Annotated in this window: 18 protein-coding genes, 1 tRNA gene, 1 other RNA gene and 1 pseudogene; 15 read left to right on the top strand and 6 right to left on the bottom strand. The window is 69.4% G+C overall.

Annotated elements, in window-relative coordinates; translation table 11 throughout:
* Positions 1–200: pseudogene (locus ER13_RS10590) on the bottom strand (hypothetical protein); the annotation flags it as partial.
* Positions 201–218: 18 nt separating this feature from the next.
* Entirely contained in the window at positions 219–1,724 is a 1,506-nt protein-coding gene (locus ER13_RS10585) for a tetratricopeptide repeat protein (RefSeq protein WP_035309079.1), read from the bottom strand.
* Between the two features lie 250 nt (positions 1,725–1,974).
* On the opposite strand from ER13_RS10585, the gene ER13_RS10580 reads away from it, so the two are divergent.
* The 6 genes from ER13_RS10580 (at position 1,975) to ER13_RS10560 (ending at position 6,435) form a co-directional block, all read left to right on the top strand.
* Positions 1,975–2,472, top strand: coding sequence for a GAF domain-containing protein (locus tag ER13_RS10580; RefSeq protein WP_035309078.1), 498 nt, complete (start codon positions 1,975–1,977; stop codon positions 2,470–2,472).
* A 36-nt stretch (positions 2,473–2,508) separates the two neighbouring features.
* Positions 2,509–3,186 carry an SDR family NAD(P)-dependent oxidoreductase gene (locus tag ER13_RS10575; RefSeq protein ID WP_035309087.1) on the top strand — a complete coding sequence of 226 codons (678 nt, stop codon included), beginning with the start codon at positions 2,509–2,511 and terminating at the stop codon, positions 3,184–3,186.
* Entirely contained in the window at positions 3,186–4,031 is an 846-nt protein-coding gene (locus tag ER13_RS10570; RefSeq protein ID WP_035309076.1) for a CoA ester lyase, read from the top strand. Before ER13_RS10575 ends, ER13_RS10570 begins: the two co-directional genes overlap by 1 nt.
* A 68-nt stretch (positions 4,032–4,099) precedes the next feature.
* Positions 4,100–5,413, top strand: coding sequence for an Hsp70 family protein (locus ER13_RS10565; RefSeq protein WP_035309074.1), 1,314 nt, complete (start codon positions 4,100–4,102; stop codon positions 5,411–5,413).
* Positions 5,414–5,625: 212 nt separating this feature from the next.
* Entirely contained in the window at positions 5,626–5,769 is a 144-nt protein-coding gene (locus ER13_RS18430) for a hypothetical protein (protein WP_155988138.1), read from the top strand.
* Positions 5,770–6,054: 285 nt separating this feature from the next.
* Complete coding sequence (locus ER13_RS10560; protein WP_231492527.1) at positions 6,055–6,435, top strand: hypothetical protein; 381 nt, start codon at positions 6,055–6,057, stop codon at positions 6,433–6,435.
* 308 nt (positions 6,436–6,743) lie between these two features.
* Here ER13_RS10560 and ER13_RS10555 read toward each other — a convergent pair.
* Positions 6,744–6,819, bottom strand: a tRNA-Ile gene (locus ER13_RS10555).
* A 235-nt stretch (positions 6,820–7,054) separates the two neighbouring features.
* Here ER13_RS10555 and ER13_RS10550 point away from each other — a divergent pair.
* Positions 7,055–7,807, top strand: a complete 753-nt coding sequence (locus ER13_RS10550) for an SIMPL domain-containing protein (protein WP_035309072.1) — start codon at positions 7,055–7,057, stop codon at positions 7,805–7,807.
* A gap of 98 nt (positions 7,808–7,905) precedes the next feature.
* Here the strand turns inward: ER13_RS10550 and panD are convergent, their stop codons facing one another.
* Entirely contained in the window at positions 7,906–8,262 is a 357-nt protein-coding gene (gene panD, locus ER13_RS10545) for an aspartate 1-decarboxylase (RefSeq protein WP_008263195.1), read from the bottom strand.
* 221 nt (positions 8,263–8,483) lie between these two features.
* Here panD and sppA point away from each other — a divergent pair, with 221 nt between their 5' ends.
* From sppA to ER13_RS10530, 3 genes are all read left to right on the top strand, one after another.
* Positions 8,484–10,268 (top strand): signal peptide peptidase SppA, encoded by a 1,785-nt coding sequence (gene sppA, locus ER13_RS10540; protein ID WP_035309069.1) that lies wholly within the window; start codon positions 8,484–8,486, stop codon positions 10,266–10,268.
* A 115-nt stretch (positions 10,269–10,383) separates the two neighbouring features.
* Complete coding sequence (locus tag ER13_RS10535) at positions 10,384–10,707, top strand: hypothetical protein (RefSeq protein ID WP_035309067.1); 324 nt, start codon at positions 10,384–10,386, stop codon at positions 10,705–10,707.
* An 11-nt stretch (positions 10,708–10,718) separates the two neighbouring features.
* Entirely contained in the window at positions 10,719–11,480 is a 762-nt protein-coding gene (locus tag ER13_RS10530) for an N-acetylmuramoyl-L-alanine amidase (protein ID WP_008262983.1), read from the top strand.
* On the opposite strand, the gene ER13_RS10525 is transcribed toward ER13_RS10530, so the two are convergent.
* Positions 11,461–12,336 carry a hypothetical protein gene (locus tag ER13_RS10525; protein ID WP_230307517.1) on the bottom strand — a complete coding sequence of 292 codons (876 nt, stop codon included), beginning with the start codon at positions 12,334–12,336 and terminating at the stop codon, positions 11,461–11,463. The two genes, ER13_RS10530 and ER13_RS10525, sit on opposite strands and share 20 nt — an antisense overlap.
* Positions 12,337–12,454: 118 nt before the next feature.
* Between ER13_RS10525 and rnpB the strand changes: the two genes are divergently transcribed.
* Positions 12,455–12,844, top strand: an RNA gene (gene rnpB / locus ER13_RS17730) — RNase P RNA component class A.
* Between the two features lie 630 nt (positions 12,845–13,474).
* On the opposite strand, the gene ER13_RS19320 is transcribed toward rnpB, so the two are convergent.
* Positions 13,475–13,543 (bottom strand): hypothetical protein, encoded by a 69-nt coding sequence (locus ER13_RS19320; RefSeq protein WP_353738812.1) that lies wholly within the window; start codon positions 13,541–13,543, stop codon positions 13,475–13,477.
* On the opposite strand from ER13_RS19320, the gene ER13_RS19315 reads away from it, so the two are divergent.
* The 4 genes from ER13_RS19315 to ER13_RS10505 all read left to right on the top strand — a co-directional run.
* The gene (locus ER13_RS19315; RefSeq protein ID WP_353738811.1) at positions 13,542–13,790 is read left to right on the top strand and encodes a division/cell wall cluster transcriptional repressor MraZ; all 249 of its coding nucleotides are present in this window, start codon (positions 13,542–13,544) and stop codon (positions 13,788–13,790) included. The two genes, ER13_RS19320 and ER13_RS19315, sit on opposite strands and share 2 nt — an antisense overlap.
* Complete coding sequence (gene rsmH, locus ER13_RS10515; RefSeq protein WP_035309065.1) at positions 13,787–14,755, top strand: 16S rRNA (cytosine(1402)-N(4))-methyltransferase RsmH; 969 nt, start codon at positions 13,787–13,789, stop codon at positions 14,753–14,755. The genes ER13_RS19315 and rsmH overlap by 4 nt, the downstream gene beginning before the upstream one ends.
* Positions 14,752–15,183 (top strand): cell division protein, encoded by a 432-nt coding sequence (locus ER13_RS10510; protein WP_050771666.1) that lies wholly within the window; start codon positions 14,752–14,754, stop codon positions 15,181–15,183. The genes rsmH and ER13_RS10510 overlap by 4 nt, the downstream gene beginning before the upstream one ends.
* Positions 15,180–16,654: penicillin-binding protein 2 (locus ER13_RS10505; RefSeq protein ID WP_035309062.1), on the top strand; the 1,475-nt coding region annotated here is incomplete at its 3' end. The genes ER13_RS10510 and ER13_RS10505, both read left to right, overlap by 4 nt.

Genomic DNA, 16,654 nt, shown 5'->3' with positions numbered 1-16,654 from the left:
CGATAACGGCCGTAGTCGTAGCGGCGATGGGCGCGCGGGCGGCTGCGGGTCGGCGGGTCCAGCAGGACGCCGAAGTTGGGCCGGGTCTGGGCCTCGACCTTGGCGGCGACCTGAGCCTGAACCGGGTCGGGCAGGGCCGCCAGGGTGGATAGGGCGAAGGCCGCGAGGAGCGAGACTTTCGCGAGCGAGCGGATGTTCATGCGACCAGACCCTCCCTGTTAACGGCGCTGTTGTTGGGCGCGGGACACCTGGGACAGCAGGGCCTGCAGGCGCGAGGCCGAGGGGCCGAAGCCCGACAGCGCGGATTCGATGCGGTAGGCGACGGCGTCGGCCTTGTCCTGATCCGCCACCCCGGCGACGCCGAGGGCGAAATAGGTGGACATGGCGAACTTGGCCTCGGGGCTGCCCTGGCGGGCCGCCTCTTCGAACCACTTGAACGACCGGGCGTAGTCGGCCGGCAGGCCGATCCCCTCGGCGTACATGACCGCCAGCACCAGCTGGGCCTCGGACGAGCCGTTGACGGCGGCCAGCTGGATGGCGCGGACCCGTTCGACCGGGGACAGCCGGCTTTCGGTCGCATGGCCGATCATGGCCTCGAAGGCCTCGATCTGCTGACGGGACAGTTGCTCGGGCGCGGTGACGGCCTCGGGGGTCACGCCCAGATAGCGCAGGGCGCGGCCCACATGGATGAAGGGCAGTTCGCCCTGAAGCCGCGACAGGGCGTATTCATAGGCGTCGCCGCGCGGCCGGCTCTCGTCCGAGAAGGGGACGCCCGAGGCCGGCGCCTCCAGCGGGTAGAATTCGAACGGCGGCGTCCACTGGCGCGCCTTGGCCTCGACGAAGCCGGCGTACTGGGCGCGGCCGGGCGAGGAGCGTTCGAAGTCCTTCATCAGCACATAGGCGCCGACGTCGCCGGTCTGGACCGCCAGATAGTTGTACAGATAGGCGTCGACGTCGTTGCGCTGGAACAGGTTGATCGCCGCCCAATAGCCGCCGCGGGGACGCTTCTGGCCGAGGCCCTGGCCGTCGGGCGCGCGGCCCAGGGCCTCGCGCGCCTCGGGATTGTCCTCGGGCTCGCCGAACGGGCCGTACAGACCGTCATGCAGCCGGGCCAGGGTGCGATAGCCCTCGGCGTCCTGGGTCGAGAGGACGTAGATGACCCGGTCGCGCACCGCCTCCTGCTCCTCGCGGCTCATGCGCGACAGCTGGCGGTCCAGCACCTGATAGGCGCGGTGGCGTTCGAAGGCGCGGCAGTCGTCGTAGCGCGACAGCGGGCGCCAGCCGCCGCCGAACAGTCCGCCCCTTTTGCGTTCGACCCGGTTGATCGGGGCGTAGCCCTCGTCATTGGCCAGGGCCATGGCGTACCAGACCGCGCTTTCGATCGGGTCCTCGATATTCTTGTCGGTGGCGCGGACGGCGGCGTAGCGCGAACCCAGCTCCAGCTGGGCGAAGACGTCGCCGCGGAAGGCGGCGCGGCGCAGGGCCCGCAGACCGGCCTCCTGGGCGTTGAACTCGGACCCCGTCACCGAGGCGGGGCGGGGGCAGGAGAGGGCGGCGTCATTCTGGCCGCCCCGACGCCAGAAGCCCGGCCGGCCGTCGCCGCAACTGGCCAGGAGCAGAACGGCGATCAGAAGGACCACGATCGCCAGGGCGCCGCCGGCCAGGGGCGTGCGATGCCGCTGGAGACGGAAGGGGTCGTGCGCCGTTTTGTCGTGCTCCTTCATCAGTCGCTGTCGCCCCCGGTAATCCTGTGTACGCCATGACGCAGGACGACGCCCACGTGCGCCGACAGGTCCGATCGTTCATCATGGTTAACGCTGTTTTGCGACAAAGCTGTGCGGCAGCAAGCCCCTATTTTCAGGCCGGAGAACCTTGTTGTTTGATTTCCGATGCTTAGAAAATTCGGTCCTGAGACGAAAGCTCGCGTCGGAGACGACCGCCCCCTATATCGGCTGCGAATCGAAGGAGCCGCCCATGTCCTACGTCGCCCGCGACGACCGCCCCGCCGACAAGGCTGACCGTTACGCCGAGGTCGAGGCCGAGGTGCTGGCCGTGCTGGAGGGGGAGCCCAATCTGACGGCGCGGATGGCCACGGTCGCCTCGATGCTGGCCGACGCCTTCGACGACTTCTTCTGGACGGGCTTCTACGTGGTGGCGCCGGACAAGGCGGATGAACTGGTGGTCGGGCCGTATCAGGGGACGCTGGGCTGCCTGCGGATCGCCTTCGGGCGCGGGGTGTGCGGGACGGCGGCGGCGACGCGCCAGACCCAGATCGTCGAGGACGTCCACGCCTTCCCCGGCCATATCGCCTGCGACAGCCGGTCGGCCAGCGAGATCGTCGTGCCGGTGCTGGACGCCAAGGGCGATCTGATCGCCGTGTTCGACGTGGACGCGACGACGCCGGCCGCCTTCGACGCCGTGGACCAGGCGGGGCTGGAGCGGCTGATGGCCAGGGTCTTCGCCGCCGGCTGAGCTGAAGAACAAGAGGGGGAAGGGATGGAGGACGAGATGACGCAACGGGTGATGGTGATCACCGGCGGGCACGGGGTGCTGGGCCGGGCCGTGCTGGAGGCCGCGCGGGCGGCGGGGCTGGCGGTCGCCGTCATCGACCACGCCGAGGGCCATCCGGTCCCGGCCGGGGTGCTGGAGATCGGCGGGGTGGACCTGAACGACCCGGCCCAGGCCGAGGGGGCCGTGGCCTCGGTGATCAGCCGGTTCGGGCGGCTGGACGTGCTGGCCAATATCGCCGGCGGCTTCGTGTGGCAGACGACGGACGACGCGGCGCCGGCCTGGGACCGGATGCAGGCGCTGAACCTGACCACCGCCCTGAACGCCAGCCGCGCGGCCCTGCCGTATCTGAAGGCGGCCTCGGACGGGCGGATCGTCAATGTCGGCTCGGCCGCGGCGCTGAAGCCCGGCGCGGGCATGGGGGCCTATGGGGCGGCCAAGCTGGGGGTTCACGCCCTGACCCAGGCCCTGGCGGAGGAGCTGAAGACGACGGCGGTGACGGTTAACGCGGTCCTGCCCTCGATCATCGACACCCCGGCCAATCGCAAGGACATGCCGGACGCCGATCCGGCGACCTGGGTGGCGCCGGCCGATCTGGCGGCGGTGATCCTGTTCCTGGCCTCGCCCGAGAGCCGGGCCATGACCGGCGCCCTGGTGCCGGTGACCGGGCGGGTCTGATGCGGGGCGAGCTGGTCCGCAGCGTGCTGTATCTGCCGGCGTCGAACGCGCGGGCGGTGGAGAAGGCGCGGACGCTGGACTGCGATGTGGCGATTCTGGACCTGGAGGACGCGGTGGCGCCCGAGGCCAAGGCCGAGGCGCGGGCGGCGGCGGTGGCGGCGGTTCGCGCCGGAGGTTTTGGGCCGAAGCTGGGGGTGCGGATCAACGCGCTGGACACCGACTGGGGCGAAGACGATCTGAACGCCCTGGCGGAGGCGGGCGCCGGCCTGATCGTCGCGCCCAAGGTGGAGACGGTCGAGACGGTCCATGCGATCTCGGCCCGTGCGCCGGGGGCGGCGCTGTGGGCCATGATCGAGACGCCGCGCGGGCTGATCGCGTTGAACGACATTGCGGCGGCCGGCGGGCGGCTGGACGGGCTGATGCTGGGGGTCAACGACCTGGCCAAGGCGCTGGGGACCGGGGCGTCGCCGGACCGCGAACCGTTCAAGCCCTGGCTGGCGGCCCTGGTGGTCGCGGCGCGGGCGCAGGGACTGCTGGCCATCGACGGGGTGTTCAACCGGATCGAGGATGCGGACGGACTGGCGGCCGAGGCGGCGCAGGGGCGGCTGTACGGGTTCGACGGCAAGAGCCTGATCCATCCGTCGCAGATCGCGGCCGCCAACGCCGCCTTCTCGCCGTCCGAGGCGGAGGTCGCCCGGGCGCGCGACATTGTCGGGGCCTTCGCCGCGCCGGAGGCCGAGGGACGCGGCGCGATCCGGGTCGGGGGCGCCATGGTCGAACGCCTGCACCTGGACCAGGCCGAAGCCTTGCTGGCGCGACACGCCGAGGCGACGAACCGCCGGTAAAGCGCCGATCCGGCGTTTCCTATTGCGCCCGGACGCTGTAGGAAGCCCGCCCTTCGAGGAGCCGGGTCATGACCACGCCACAGCCGCTGACGATCGGCATAGATTTCGGCACGACCAATTCCGTCGTCGCCCTGGCCGATCCGAAGACGGGCGCCGTCCTGGTGCAGTTCGCGATCGAGGGCGGCGAGACCGCCACCTTCCGCTCGGCCCTGAGCTTCCAGTTCCACGCCGCCGAGGGCGAGGGGCGGCCGGAACGGATCGTCGAGGCCGGCCCCTGGGCCATCGAGGCCTATGTCGAGGATCCGCACGACACCCGATTCATCCAGTCGTTCAAGACCTTCGCCGCCAGCGCCGCCTTCACCGAGACCCGCATCCACGATCGCCGCTATACGTTCGAGGACCTGCTCTCCGCCTTCCTGCTGAAGCTGCGTCACCATGCGGGCGCCGCCATGGCCGACCTGCCGCCGCGCGTCATCGTGGGGCGGCCCGTCACCTTCGCCGGCGGGCGGCCGGACGAGGCCCTGGCCCTGGAGCGTTATGAGACGGCGTTCAAGCGGCTGGGGTTCGAGGACGTCCGCTACGCCTATGAGCCGGTCGGCGCCGCCTTCTATTTCGCGCGGACCCTGAAACAGGATGCGACGGTGCTGGTCGCCGACTTCGGCGGGGGCACCAGCGACTTTTCCATCATCCGTTTCGAACACACGCCCGACGGGCTGAAGTCCACGCCCCTGGCCCGGTCGGGCGTGGGGGTGGCGGGCGACGCCTTCGACTATCGGATCATCGACAATCTAGTGTCGCCGGAACTGGGCAAGGGCAGTTTCTACACCAGCCTGGGCAAGACCCTGCCGGCGCCCCAGCGCTATTATTCCGCCTTCGCCCGCTGGGACCAACTGGCCCTGCTGCGGGCCTCGCGCGACATGCGCGACATCCGGGGCCTGGCCTCGACCTCGCTGGAGCCCGAGAAGATCGAGCGGCTGATCGAGGTGCTGGACGACAACCACGGCCACGCCCTGTACCGCGCCGTCTCGACCCTGAAACAGGATCTGTCGCGCGCCGAGACGGCCCAGTTCTCGTTCGTCGCCGGCGGGGTGCGGATCGAGGCCCCGGTCGCCCGCGCCCAGTTCGAGGCCTGGATCGCGCCGGAGCTGACCGCCATCGAGACCGCCCTGGACGAGGCGCTCCACGCCTCGGGCCTGCCGCTGGAGGGTATCGACCGGGTCTTCCTGACCGGCGGCACCTCCCTGACCCCGGCCGTGCGCGCCCTGTTCCACCGTCGCTTCGGCGCATCGCGGATCGAGACCGGCGGCGAGTTCGAATCCATCGCCGCCGGCCTGGCCCAGATCGGGCTCCAGCCCGACGTGGAGCGCTGGACCGAGGGCTGAGCCGCCGCCGCGGTGCGGGAACATCGGCGGCGCGCGGGTCTTATTTCCTGAAACCCAGGAGATAGACCATGACCGACCGCAACCGCGAGCAACAGGCCTAGGACGCCCTGCCCCAGGGCGTCGCCCGGGGCCGATCGCTGAACACCCCGCCCGAGGAGCTGCGGCTGCGCGCCGGCGGAATCGGGCCGGGCGGCCAGATCGGGCCCGACCCCATGACGCAGCGGCTGCAGGAAGGCCCGTCGGCCAGCCGCCAGCCCGAAGGCGACCTGCCCCAGGGCCCCCTCAGCGCCGACCCCCGCACACCGGTCCCGACCACCGCGAAGGATGAGGACGTCGACGACCTGGACCAGAGCTGAGGCCGATGGGGGCGGGGAGGCGGCGTCGCCTCAAGCGGAACCCTTGCCGCCGCCCTGCGGCTTGAGCTGAAAGGGGGGCGGACGGTTGGGCTGACGTCGGGTGCGAGCGCTTGTGGAGCTCCACGCCGGGTCTCGCCATGGAGGTGAACAGCCGGCGGAAGGGGATTTCCCGGCAGCTCTCAAACCTCTGTCGACCCGTCCGCGCGAGATTTAATCAGGGGGTCGGGAATAATCGCCGTGCGTCGGCTGTCTATTGCAGGTCCAGCCCACAGAAGGAGTTGACCTGTGATAACCCGCGCCATCATCGCAACCGTGCTCGCGCTGTCCGTATCCACCGCCGCGCTGGCCGCTGATCCGGCCAGAACGGGGGAAACCGCAAAAGGTCCCGCGCTCACGAACGCGCAGGGCATGACCCTCTATACGTTCGATAAGGACAGCGACGGCAAATCGGTCTGCAATGGACCCTGCGCCGCAAACTGGCCGCCCTTCGCCGCCGATGCGGATGCGCAAGCGAGCGGAAGCTATACCGTCGTCATCCGGGACGACGGCTCCCGTCAATGGGCCTACCAGGGCCGCCCCCTCTACACCTGGACCAAGGACGCCAAGCCGGGCGACATCACCGGCGACGGCGTCCTCAACGGCGCTTGGCGCATCGCGCAGCCCTAGGCGCTCTAGGCTGCGGACGCGAGATTAGCAGCTGGCGTGACGGCTGTCCGGACACGACCTCGCCGTTGCGACTATCGGCAGCGGCCGGGGCTCGTTCGGAGCCGCACGGACCTGGCCTCGCAATGGCTCAGCTGAGCCTTCGCAAGCGACTTTGCCTTCCGAATGAGCCCTGTTCGCCGAAAGCGGACTTTCTCGATGTCCCTTAGAGTCAGGCGCGGACAGCCAGCCGGTGCATGGCCGATGACTCCAGTCGCTGAGCCGCTCTTAACCGAATTTGACCCACCTCTTAAGTGGTCTCGACACAGAGTTGGTAGGCCCGGAGGGACTCGAACCCCCAACCAGACCGTTATGAGCGGTCGGCTCTAACCATTGAGCTACAGGCCCCCAGGACGCGACGGGACCGGCGGTCCTGGCGCGCGGTGCGGCGGGAGGAACCGCCTAGCAGGGGTTGGCGCGGCTTGCCAAGGGGCGCGGGGTCGTCGGACGGTTTTCGGCGAATTCATCAAGATGAACGGAAACCGACGGGGAGGCGCGGACGTTGGTTCAGGTGTAAAAGGCCAAGGTTGCGGCCATGGATCGACGAACCCGTCGGTCGGGATCGTTCTACGGAGACTTCTGCATGAAACGCGCGTTCAAAACCCTGATGCTGGGCGGGGCCCTGACGGCCGCTGTCGCCCTGGGCGCGGCCGCGCCGACGATGGCCCAGACCCTGCAGCCGGGCGCGATCCAGATGATGCAGCCGGCCCCGTCGCTGAACCTGTCGGCCTATGGCGAGGTCAAGGCCGCGCCGGACATGGCCACCATCAGCTTCGGCGTCCAGACCGAGGCGGCGACGGCCCAGGAGGCCATGCGCGACAATGCGACCCGGATGACCCAGGTCATGGCCGCCCTGCGCCGCGCCGGGATCGCCGAGCGCGACGTCCAGACCTCGGGCCTGAACCTGTCGGCGCAATATGACTATGTGCAGAACGAACCGCCCAAGCTGCGCGGCTATCAGGCCGTGAACCGGGTGACGGTGACGATCAACGACCTGAGCAAGGTCGGAACCACCGCCGACGCCGTCGTCGCCGCCGGGGTCAACCAGATCGACGGCATCAGCTTCGGCCTGAAGGATCCGAGCGCGGCCGAGGATCGCGCGCGTCAGCTGGCCGTGCGCGCCCTGCAGGCCAAGGCGCAGCTGTACGCCCAGGCCCTGAACGTCCAGCTGGCCGGCATCCGCAACCTGAGCGAAGGCGGCGGCTATTCGCCCGCGCCGCCGCAGCTGTTCGCCGTGCGCGCCATGGCGATGGAAAGCCGCGACAGCACCCCGGTCGCCGCCGGCGAACTGACGGTCCGGATCGACATCACCGGCGTCTACGACATCGCCCGCTGATCCGCGGTTCGGAATGAAGAAAGGCCCGCCGGCGACGGCGGGCCTTGTTGCATTCGGCGTGAGGGTCGATTGTTTCCCTGGTGGGAAAGGGGCGGGCGTCAGCCGGCGCGCTTGATCTCGTTGGCGTCGTCCAGCAGCACGACGTTCGGCGTCCACTGGCGGGCTTCTTCCTGGGGCAGCTGGCCGTAGGTGACGACGATCACCTTGTCGTTCTTCTGGACCAGGCGGGCGGCGGCGCCGTTGACGCCGATGACCCGGGAGCCGCGCGGCGCCTCGATGGCGTAGGTGGTGAACCGCGCGCCGTTGGTGATGTTCAGCACATCGACCTGTTCGTGCGGAAAGATGCCCGCCGCGTCCAGCAGGTCCATGTCGATGGCGATCGAGCCTTCGTAATCGAGGTCGGCCTGGGTCACCGTGGCGCGGTGCAGCTTGGATTTCATCAGGGTGACCAGCATGGGGCGGTCTCCGGTCTATGGCGCGGGCGACAGGCCCCCGCTCGCTTGCGGCTCATATAGGGATTTCCGGGACGCGCATCAATCGTCACGCGGCGCCGCAACATGGTGGATCCGGGGCGATCCGACGCGCCTACGTTGCGGGACGTTCATTTGACGGTGACCGTTCCGAGGCTATGGTGAAGCCGAGCCATTTTCGGCCCCTTGCGAGCGCGCCTTCTCCCATGAAGCAATTCTTCCTGACGGTCCTGGGTGTCTTCACCGGACTGATCCTGTTCGTCGTCGTCATTCCGGTGGTGCTGCTGACCGTGGCGATCGCCGGCTCGTCCAAGCCGACGGCGCCCGCGACCTCGGTGCTGGAGCTGGACCTGCGCGAGGGCGTCAGCGACCAGCCCTCGACCAACCCGTTCGCGGCCTTCGGCGGGTCCGGCCTGTCGGTGACCCAGGTGGTGGACGGCCTGGCCCAGGCCGAGGAGGACAAGAGCGTCAAGGCCCTGCTGATCCGCCTGCCGGAAAGCGGCATGACCCCGGCGACGGCGGACGAACTGCGCCAGGCGGTCCGCCGCTTCCGCGCCTCGGGCAAGCCGGTCATCGCCCACAGCCAGGGCTTCGCGCCCATGGGGGCGGTGATGTCCACCTATATGGTCGGGGCCTCGGCCTCGGAACTGTGGATGCAGAACACGGCCGGCTTCCAGGCGACGGGCTTCTCGGCCGACAGCGTCTTCCTGGGGCGGGCGTTCGAGAAATACGGGGTGCGCGCCGATTTCGAGCAGCGCTACGAGTACAAGAACGCCGTCAACGAATACACCCAGAGCGACTATACCGGCCCGCACCGCGAGGCCATGACCGCCTGGATGACCTCCCTCTATGACAGCGCCCTGGCCAATGCGGCCCAGGACCGCAAGACGACGCCGGCGGCGCTGAAGACCGTGATCGAGGCCGGCCCCTATTCGGCCGAACAGGCCCTGGCGAACAAGTTGATCGACAAGATCGGCCAGGTCGAGGAGGCCGAGGCCGAGATCAAGCGCCGCGCCGGCAAGGGCGCCGAAATCGTCGAGTTCGACCAGTACACGTCGGACAAGGGCGAGCGGACCGGCTCGGGCAAGAACGCCATCGCCATCGCCATCGTCGGCGGCGAGGGCGCCATCGTGACCGGACGCAGCGACGGCGGCGGCTTCGGCGGCGGCTCTTCGATCCATTCGGACGACACGGCCGAGGCCATCTATGACGCCATCGAGGACAAGGGCGTGAAGGCCATCGTCTTCCGCGTCTCTTCGCCGGGCGGATCGCCCGAAGCCTCGGAACAGATCCTGGCCGCCGTGCGCGCGGCCAAGGCCGCCGGCAAGCCGGTGGTGGTGTCCATGGGCGCCTATGCGGCCTCGGGCGGCTACTGGATCAGTTCGGAAGCCGACTGGATCGTGGCCCAGCCCTCGACCCTGACCGGCTCGATCGGCGTGTTCGGCGGCAAGTTCGTGATCGCCGACGCCCTGGGCCGGTTCGGCGTGGACATGCGTGAACTGACGGTCGGCGGTCCCTACGCCGACGCCTTCTCGCCGACCCAGTCCTTCACCAACAGCCAGCGCGCCGCCTTCGCCGGCTCGATGGACCGGATCTACGACGACTTCATCACGCGGGTGGCCACGGGCCGCAAGCTGGAGCCGGCCCGCGTGCGCGAGATCGCCAAGGGCCGGGTCTGGACGGGGGCCCAGGCCCTGCCGCTGGGCCTGGTCGATCAGTTGGGCGGCCTGACCGAGGCGGTGGCCAAGGCCAAGGCCCTGGCCAAGATCCCCGCCGGGGAATCGGTCCGCTTCAAGCATTTCCCCAAGTCGAAGTCGCCGTGGGAAGCCCTGTCCGAGATGTTCGGGGTCCAGAGCGAGGCGGCCCAGGCCCTGGTCATGCTGGGCGGCGTCATGGCCGATCCCCAGGCCCAGGCGGTGATGCGCCGCATCGAAGGCGAGCGGATGCGCAGCGAGGGCGCGGTGGTCCTGGCCGACCAGCCGATGTTCTGAGGCCGGCAGTGACGATCCATCGCACGCAGGCTTGAAGGCGGATCCATTGACCGCGAGGCCCGATGGACCGACATTGTGGAATGGGCGTTCTTCGGGACGCCTGAAAGGATGACCCATGTTCCAGCCTGAACGTCTCGCCACCATCGGCTTCGCCGCTCGCCGCCGGCCCAACGGCCTCGTGGCCTCCGTGATGTGGATCGCCGGCATGATCGCCGCCGTCGCCGCCATGGCCGTGGGCGCGGTCCTGGCCGTCTTCACCGCCGCCGCCGTCGCGGTGATCGCCCTGTTCGCCGGGGTGCTGGTCTTCCTGGCCGGTCTGGCCATGCGCGCGCGCCGCAACCTGGGGCCCCGCCGCCGCGCCGGGGATCCCGACGTGATCGAGGCGCACAAGGTGGACGGGACTTGGGTCGCCTACGGCTGGGAACGCCACGGCCGCTGAGGCCTGAAGCCATGATTGACCTGATTGCGGCGCCCTCGCCGAACTTCGACACGCGTCGGGCGCCGCCCGACATGCTGGTGCTGCACTATACCGGCATGGAGACGGGCGAGGCCGCCCTGGCGCGGCTGCGCGACCCCGAGGCCAAGGTGTCGGCCCATTATCTGGTCGAGGAGGACGGCCGGATCTTCCAGCTTGTGCCCGAAGAACGGCGCGCCTGGCATGCCGGGGCGGGGGGCTGGCGCGGCGAGGACGACTGCAACGCCGCCTCCATCGGCATAGAGATCGTCAATCCGGGCCATGAGTTCGGCTATCGGCTGTTTCCCGAGGCCCAGATCGCGGCGGTCATCGCCCTGATCGGCGACATCCGCGACCGCTGGACCATTCCCGACAACCGCATCATCGCCCATTCCGACCTGGCGCCGGCGCGCAAGACCGATCCCGGCGAGCTGTTCCCGTGGAAACGCCTGGCCGAGGCGGGCCACGGCCTCTGGTTCGAGCCCGCCGCCGACCGGATCAAGGCCCTGGGCGGCCTGTTGCAGAAGGGCGACCAGGGGATCGGGGCCGTGGTCCTGCGCGCCGGCCTGCACCGGCTGGGCTATGGGCTGACGCCCGGCGGCGACTATGACGCCGAGACCGAAACCACTGTCCGCGCCTTCCAGCGCCACTGGCGCCCCGACCGCATCGACGGCGTCGCCGACGGCGAGACGCGGGCGCGGCTGGTCGGCCTGCTGCAACTGGCCAGCGTCGAAAGCGTCACGGGCGTGCTGGACTAGGGGGCGGCCTGCGGTGCAGGGCCGCCAGCAGGCCTACGCCCAGCCAGGCGCCAAGAATGGGGCTCATGCCGATCCCGACGAGAGGGACGGGGAAGGCGCCGAACATCGGCGTGACCGCCCACAAGGCCAGGCAGAGGCTCAGCGCCGCGCCGGCCAGAGCCGATCCGGATTTGGATGGACTCAGGGCGGCCGGAACCGCAACGACGCCGATCAGGGCGATCAGCGCCAGGCCGCCGATGACGGGCGACAGTCGAAAGGCCATCCCGACGATCTCCTCCACTTCGGCGACCGGTTGCAGGGGATCGGGCCGCATCCAGGCCACAGTGGTCAACAGACCGGCGCCCGCGATGGCCAGCGCCTTCATCACGCGGGTCTTCAGCGAAAAGGCGGCGACCAGCCCGATCACCCCGGCCATCGCCGTGGCCTGGGACGCGTCCGGCTGGGCGACCAGGAGCGCCAGGGCGACGAAGGCCGCGATCCAGACCGTCAGGCGGTCCGCCGCCATCGCCAGAGCGACCGCTGCGGCAGGCGAAACGACCATGGCGACATTGACGTGAAGGGGACCGACGTCGATCCAACGATGAACGCCCTCCTGGGCCGGATTGAAGAAGGTGGTCGCCAGCCCTGCGCCCGCCAGCCAAGGCACGATAGGCAGGACCGCAGGCCGCGCCGTCGCCGCCAAACCCGCCGCCGCCAGCCCCCCAACCATCCAGGCCGCCAGATTTCGCACCCAGGATCCTGTCGGCACGCCGCTGGCCGCGCACACCCACGCCCCCACGCCGACCGCCGCCAGCGAGGCGGCTCCGAAGATCACCAGCAGCCGCGCGCGCCCGTTGGCCGCCCCATACTTCATCATGTCCGCCATCCTCCGACAGGCTTATCAGCCATGGCGGTTCTGTCTCGTCAATCAGCCGCGCAGGGCCTCGCCCAGCTAGTTGTTGACCTGCGCGACGTGGCGGCGCATCTAGCCCCCGCCAGACGGCTGGGCGGTCGCGGCGGGACTTGATCTCGTCGAGGAAAGTCCGGGCTCCACGGTGAAAAGGCGGCGGATAACTTCCGCCCGGGGCGACCCGAGGGATAGCGCCACAGAAAGCAAACCTCCGGCCTCGCGAGACCGGTAAGGGTGAAAGGGTGGGGTAAGAGCCCACCGCGTGCCTGGCAACAGGGACGGCATGGCAAGCCCCGCCTGGAGCAAGACCAAATAGGGACATCGCGCGGGGTTCGCCTCGCGGGGCTCACCGCCTCAGATGTCCGGGTAGGTCGCGAGAACCGTTCAGCAATGGACGGTCCAGAGGAATGATCGTCGTCGTTCCGGGTTTCGGCCCGGGGCGGAACAAAACCCGGCTTACAGGCCGTCTGGCATTTTTTAAGGCCTATCGCGCTTCGCGCTACTTGAGGCGGTTTTCTTGGGCCTATCGCGCTTCGCGCTACTTGAGGCCGGTTTTTCTCGGGCCTATCGGCCTTCTTGAGCCAGTGGGGTGGGACGCCGGCGCCTCCCCATTGCGCGTCGCCTGGTCCGGGTTCGGATTATCCCCGCATTTCAGTGTTCTGGCGACGCTCCCGCAGTTTTGCGGTCGTTAACCTGTTGACGGGTCAGGGAAGGTTAGAACGCCCCACAGCCTGTGAATACTAGGCGTGTTCCGTGTATGTTCTGTATGTTCAAGCGTGCCTAAGTCGTCACATGTCAAAACATGGTTAAATCTTGGCTTCGATCCCATTGAGACCCATTTCGTCCCATGCTATCCCAGTCGCATGATTTGGGGCTGAGAGGCGGGCGCGTCGGGCGTTCGTCGGGCATCTAGGGACGGGCCGAAGGGTTCGATTGGGCAGAGCGTGTTTCTCTCGACCTACGAGAAGCAGCTGGACGGCAAGCGCCGTCTCCTGATCCCGAACGATTTCCGCACGACCGAAAACGGCGCCGCCGGCGGCGTGTTCATCTTTCCCTCCATCGAGGCCGACTGTCTGGAAGCGGGCGGGGACCGGCTGTTCGCCGTCTACGCCGAGATGATCGAGTCCCTGCCGTTCGGCTCCGAAGAACGTTCGGCGCTGGAGTGGCAGGTGATGGGCGAGCAGGTGCGCCTGGCCTATGATTCCGGCGGCCGCATCACCCTGCCGGAAGGTCTGTGCGCCGAGGCGGGGCTGGAGGACACGGTCGTCATCGTCGGCCTGAACGACCGGTTCCAGATCTGGTCGCGCGAGAAGTGGGCGGCCCGTCGCGCCGAGCAGCGCGCCCTGGCCAAGGCCGGCATGGCCCAGATCGGCGCCCTGAAACTGGCGGCCCAGATGAAGCTGGCGGGGGGCGGATCGTGACCGAAGCACCGCACGCCCCCGTCCTGCTGGCCGAGGTGATCGAGGCGTTGAAGCCCGGTCCCGGCGATGTCGTGATCGACGCCACCTTCGGCGCCGGCGGCTATACCCGCGCTATTCTGTCGACCGGCGCCGAGGTGATTGGCCTGGATCGCGACCCGACGGTTCAGCCGCACGCCGATGGTGTCGCCGCCGACTATCCCGACCGGTTCCAACTGGTGCGGACCCCCTTCTCGGGTCTGGCCCAGGCCTTCGCCGACAGCGGCAAGGCGAAGCTGGACGGCGCAGTGTTCGACATCGGCGTCTCGTCGATGCAGCTGGATCAGGCCGAGCGCGGTTTTTCCTTCATGCGCGACGGGCCGCTGGACATGCGGATGTCGGATGAGGGCGAGACGGCCGCCGACATCGTCAACAGCTGGGACCACGGGCCGCTGGCCCATATCTTCAAACTGTACGGCGAGGAGCGCCAGTCGGGCCGCGTCGCCACCGCCATTCTGCGCCGCCGCGTCGAGCAATCCTTCACCCGCACGCTGGACCTGGCCGAGGTGGTGGAAAAGGCGCTGGGCGGGCGTCGCGGCGCGCCGATCCATCCGGCGACGCGGGTGTTCCAGGCCCTGCGCATCGCGGTGAACGACGAACTGGGCGAGCTGGAGCGCGGGCTGGAGGCGGCCGAGGCCACCCTGGCGCCCGGCGGCCGCCTGGCGGTGGTCACCTTCCATTCGCTGGAGGACCGGATCGTCAAGGCCTTCCTGACCGAGCGGACCGGCAATACGCCGGCCGGATCGCGTCACGCCCCGATCGCCGTCGATCCGCGCAAGCCCAGTTTCACGCTTCAGTTCAAGGGCGCGCGCGAAGCAGGGGAGGGAGAACGCTCGACCAATCCCCGCGCCCGCTCGGCCAAGCTGCGCGCCGCCGTCCGCACCGAGGCGCCGGCCTGGGGCCGGATCGGCGGGAGGGCTGCGGCATGACCACGGCGCCCTTCTTCACCTATTCCCGCACCGCGCTGCATCGCCTGTTCGACTGGAAGGTGCGCGGCGTGCGCTGGATCGAGATCATCGGCGTGGCCCTGGTGGCCGTGATGATCGTCTCCGTCTATGCGGCCAAGGCGGCGGCGGCGCGCGAGAGCAGCCGCATCGCCCAGCTGGAGCAGGACATCCGCGAGAACGGCCAGCGGGTCCGTCTGCTGCGCGCCGAGGTCGCCCGGCTGGAGCAGCCGGCGCGGCTGGAAAGCCTGTCGCGTCAGATCGGCCTGGCCCCGGTCGAGGTGCATCGCCAGGCCAAGGAAGACCAGCTTCCTGCGCTGAAGGCTGCGCCCGCCCCGGCGCCGGCCACGCCCGCCGTTGCGCAGGCGGCTCCCGCCGAGGTCGCCGCCGCTGCGCCGGAGGCGGTGCAATGAGCGTTCAGGACCATCGCTATCACCGTCCTGCGCCGGGCGTGGACCTGCAGGGCCGGCTGTCGCCCTTCTGGCGCGGCCTGTCGGAGCTGGTCTGGCGGCTGGAACACGGATTCGAGCGGGCGCGCGCCGATGGGCGGCCCGAAGAGGACACGCGGGTCCGCATCTTCCTGATCCTGATCGTCTTCTCGTGCGTCTTCGCCGGTCTGGCCATCGGCGCCTCGTACAAGGCTCTGTTCGGCGAGGCGGGCGGCCGCTGGGCCGGGGCCAATCCCGACGCCCTGGTGCGCGGCGACCTGACCGATCGCAACGGCGAACTGCTGGCGACCAATATCGTCCACTACGGCCTCTATCTGGACCCGGCCGAGATCTGGGATCGCGACCTGGCCTTCCGTCAGCTGCGCCGCGCCCTGCCGCGATTGCAGGCGGCGCGGCTGCGCAGGGTGCTGGACGGGGATCGTCGCCTGATCGTGCTGACCGGCCTGACGCCCCAGGAGAAGGCGGCGGTTCACGACCTGGCCCTGGGCGGCGTGACGTTCGAGCCGGAAGACCGCCGCGCCTATCCGCTGGGAACCTCGGCGGTGCATCTGATCGGGGATGCGGACACGGGCGGCCAGGGCGTCTCGGGCGCCGAACTGGCGTTCAACGACGAGATCCGGGCGGCGGGTCAGCGGGGCGAGAGCTTCCCCCTGTCCATCGACCTGCGCGTTCAGGGCGTGCTGGAGAACGAACTGGCCGCCGCCGCCGTCAAGAACCAGGCCAAGGGCGCGGTCGGCATCGTCACCGACGTCCAGACCGGCGAGGTCCTGGGCATGGCCAGCTGGCCGAACTTCAGCCAGTCCAATCGCGGCGCCGCGCCCGACGGGGCGACGCTGAACCGCGCCGTCTCGGGCCACTATGAGATGGGGTCGGTGTTCAAGACCTTCACCGTCGCCGCCGGGCTCGACACCGGTCGCGCCGACATGAACACCCTGTTCGACGCCTCGCAGGCCTTCCAGATCGGCGACCGCAAGATCAAGGACTTCCATGCCCAGAACCGGGTGATGACGCTGGAGGAAGTCTATCTGCACTCGTCCAACATCGGCACGTCGCAGCTGGCGGTGCAGATGGGGCCGGACACGATGCGCGACTATTTCCGCCGTCTGGGCCTGCTGGACGCCGCCGGGATCGAGCTGAAGGAATCGGCGCGTCCGGTCGTGCCGCGCCGTTGGGACAGTTCGACCCTGGCCTCGCTGTCGTTCGGCTACGGCATCATGATCACGCCGGCCCAGATGGTTCAGGCCATGGGCGCCCTGACCAACGGCGGGCGGATGGTGCCGCTGTCCCTGCGTCGCGGCGGCGCGCGCGGGGCCCAGCCGCACCAGATCGTCACCGAGGAGACCTCGCGCGCCATTCTGGAGCTGATGCGCAGCAATGTGGTCAAGGGGTCGGGCGGGTTCGCCGATGCGCCGGGCCTGCGGGTCGGGGGCAAGAC

The sequence above is a fragment of the Brevundimonas sp. EAKA genome (assembly GCF_000698025.1).
GTDB classification, from domain to species: domain Bacteria; phylum Pseudomonadota; class Alphaproteobacteria; order Caulobacterales; family Caulobacteraceae; genus Brevundimonas; species Brevundimonas mediterranea_A.
This window is presented reverse-complemented; position numbering and strand designations above follow the sequence as displayed.

Excerpts from the sequence above, each read along its gene's own strand:
- ER13_RS10525 (WP_230307517.1), bottom strand. The coding sequence starts at position 12,336 with ATGATGAAGTATGGGGCGGCCAACGGGCGCGCGCGGCTGCTGGTGATC.
- ER13_RS10510 (WP_050771666.1), top strand. The coding sequence starts at position 14,752 with ATGACCACGGCGCCCTTCTTCACCTATTCCCGCACCGCGCTGCATCGC.
- ER13_RS18430 (WP_155988138.1), top strand. The coding sequence starts at position 5,626 with ATGACGCAGCGGCTGCAGGAAGGCCCGTCGGCCAGCCGCCAGCCCGAA.
- ER13_RS10550 (WP_035309072.1), top strand. The coding sequence starts at position 7,055 with ATGAAACGCGCGTTCAAAACCCTGATGCTGGGCGGGGCCCTGACGGCC.
- ER13_RS10530 (WP_008262983.1), top strand. The coding sequence starts at position 10,719 with ATGATTGACCTGATTGCGGCGCCCTCGCCGAACTTCGACACGCGTCGG.
- ER13_RS10585 (WP_035309079.1), bottom strand. The coding sequence starts at position 1,724 with ATGAAGGAGCACGACAAAACGGCGCACGACCCCTTCCGTCTCCAGCGG.
- ER13_RS19315 (WP_353738811.1), top strand. The coding sequence starts at position 13,542 with ATGGGCGAGCAGGTGCGCCTGGCCTATGATTCCGGCGGCCGCATCACC.
- panD (WP_008263195.1), bottom strand. The coding sequence starts at position 8,262 with ATGCTGGTCACCCTGATGAAATCCAAGCTGCACCGCGCCACGGTGACC.
- ER13_RS10570 (WP_035309076.1), top strand. The coding sequence starts at position 3,186 with ATGCGGGGCGAGCTGGTCCGCAGCGTGCTGTATCTGCCGGCGTCGAAC.
- ER13_RS10565 (WP_035309074.1), top strand. The coding sequence starts at position 4,100 with ATGACCACGCCACAGCCGCTGACGATCGGCATAGATTTCGGCACGACC.
- ER13_RS10575 (WP_035309087.1), top strand. The coding sequence starts at position 2,509 with ATGACGCAACGGGTGATGGTGATCACCGGCGGGCACGGGGTGCTGGGC.
- ER13_RS10535 (WP_035309067.1), top strand. The coding sequence starts at position 10,384 with ATGTTCCAGCCTGAACGTCTCGCCACCATCGGCTTCGCCGCTCGCCGC.
- sppA (WP_035309069.1), top strand. The coding sequence starts at position 8,484 with ATGAAGCAATTCTTCCTGACGGTCCTGGGTGTCTTCACCGGACTGATC.
- ER13_RS10580 (WP_035309078.1), top strand. The coding sequence starts at position 1,975 with ATGTCCTACGTCGCCCGCGACGACCGCCCCGCCGACAAGGCTGACCGT.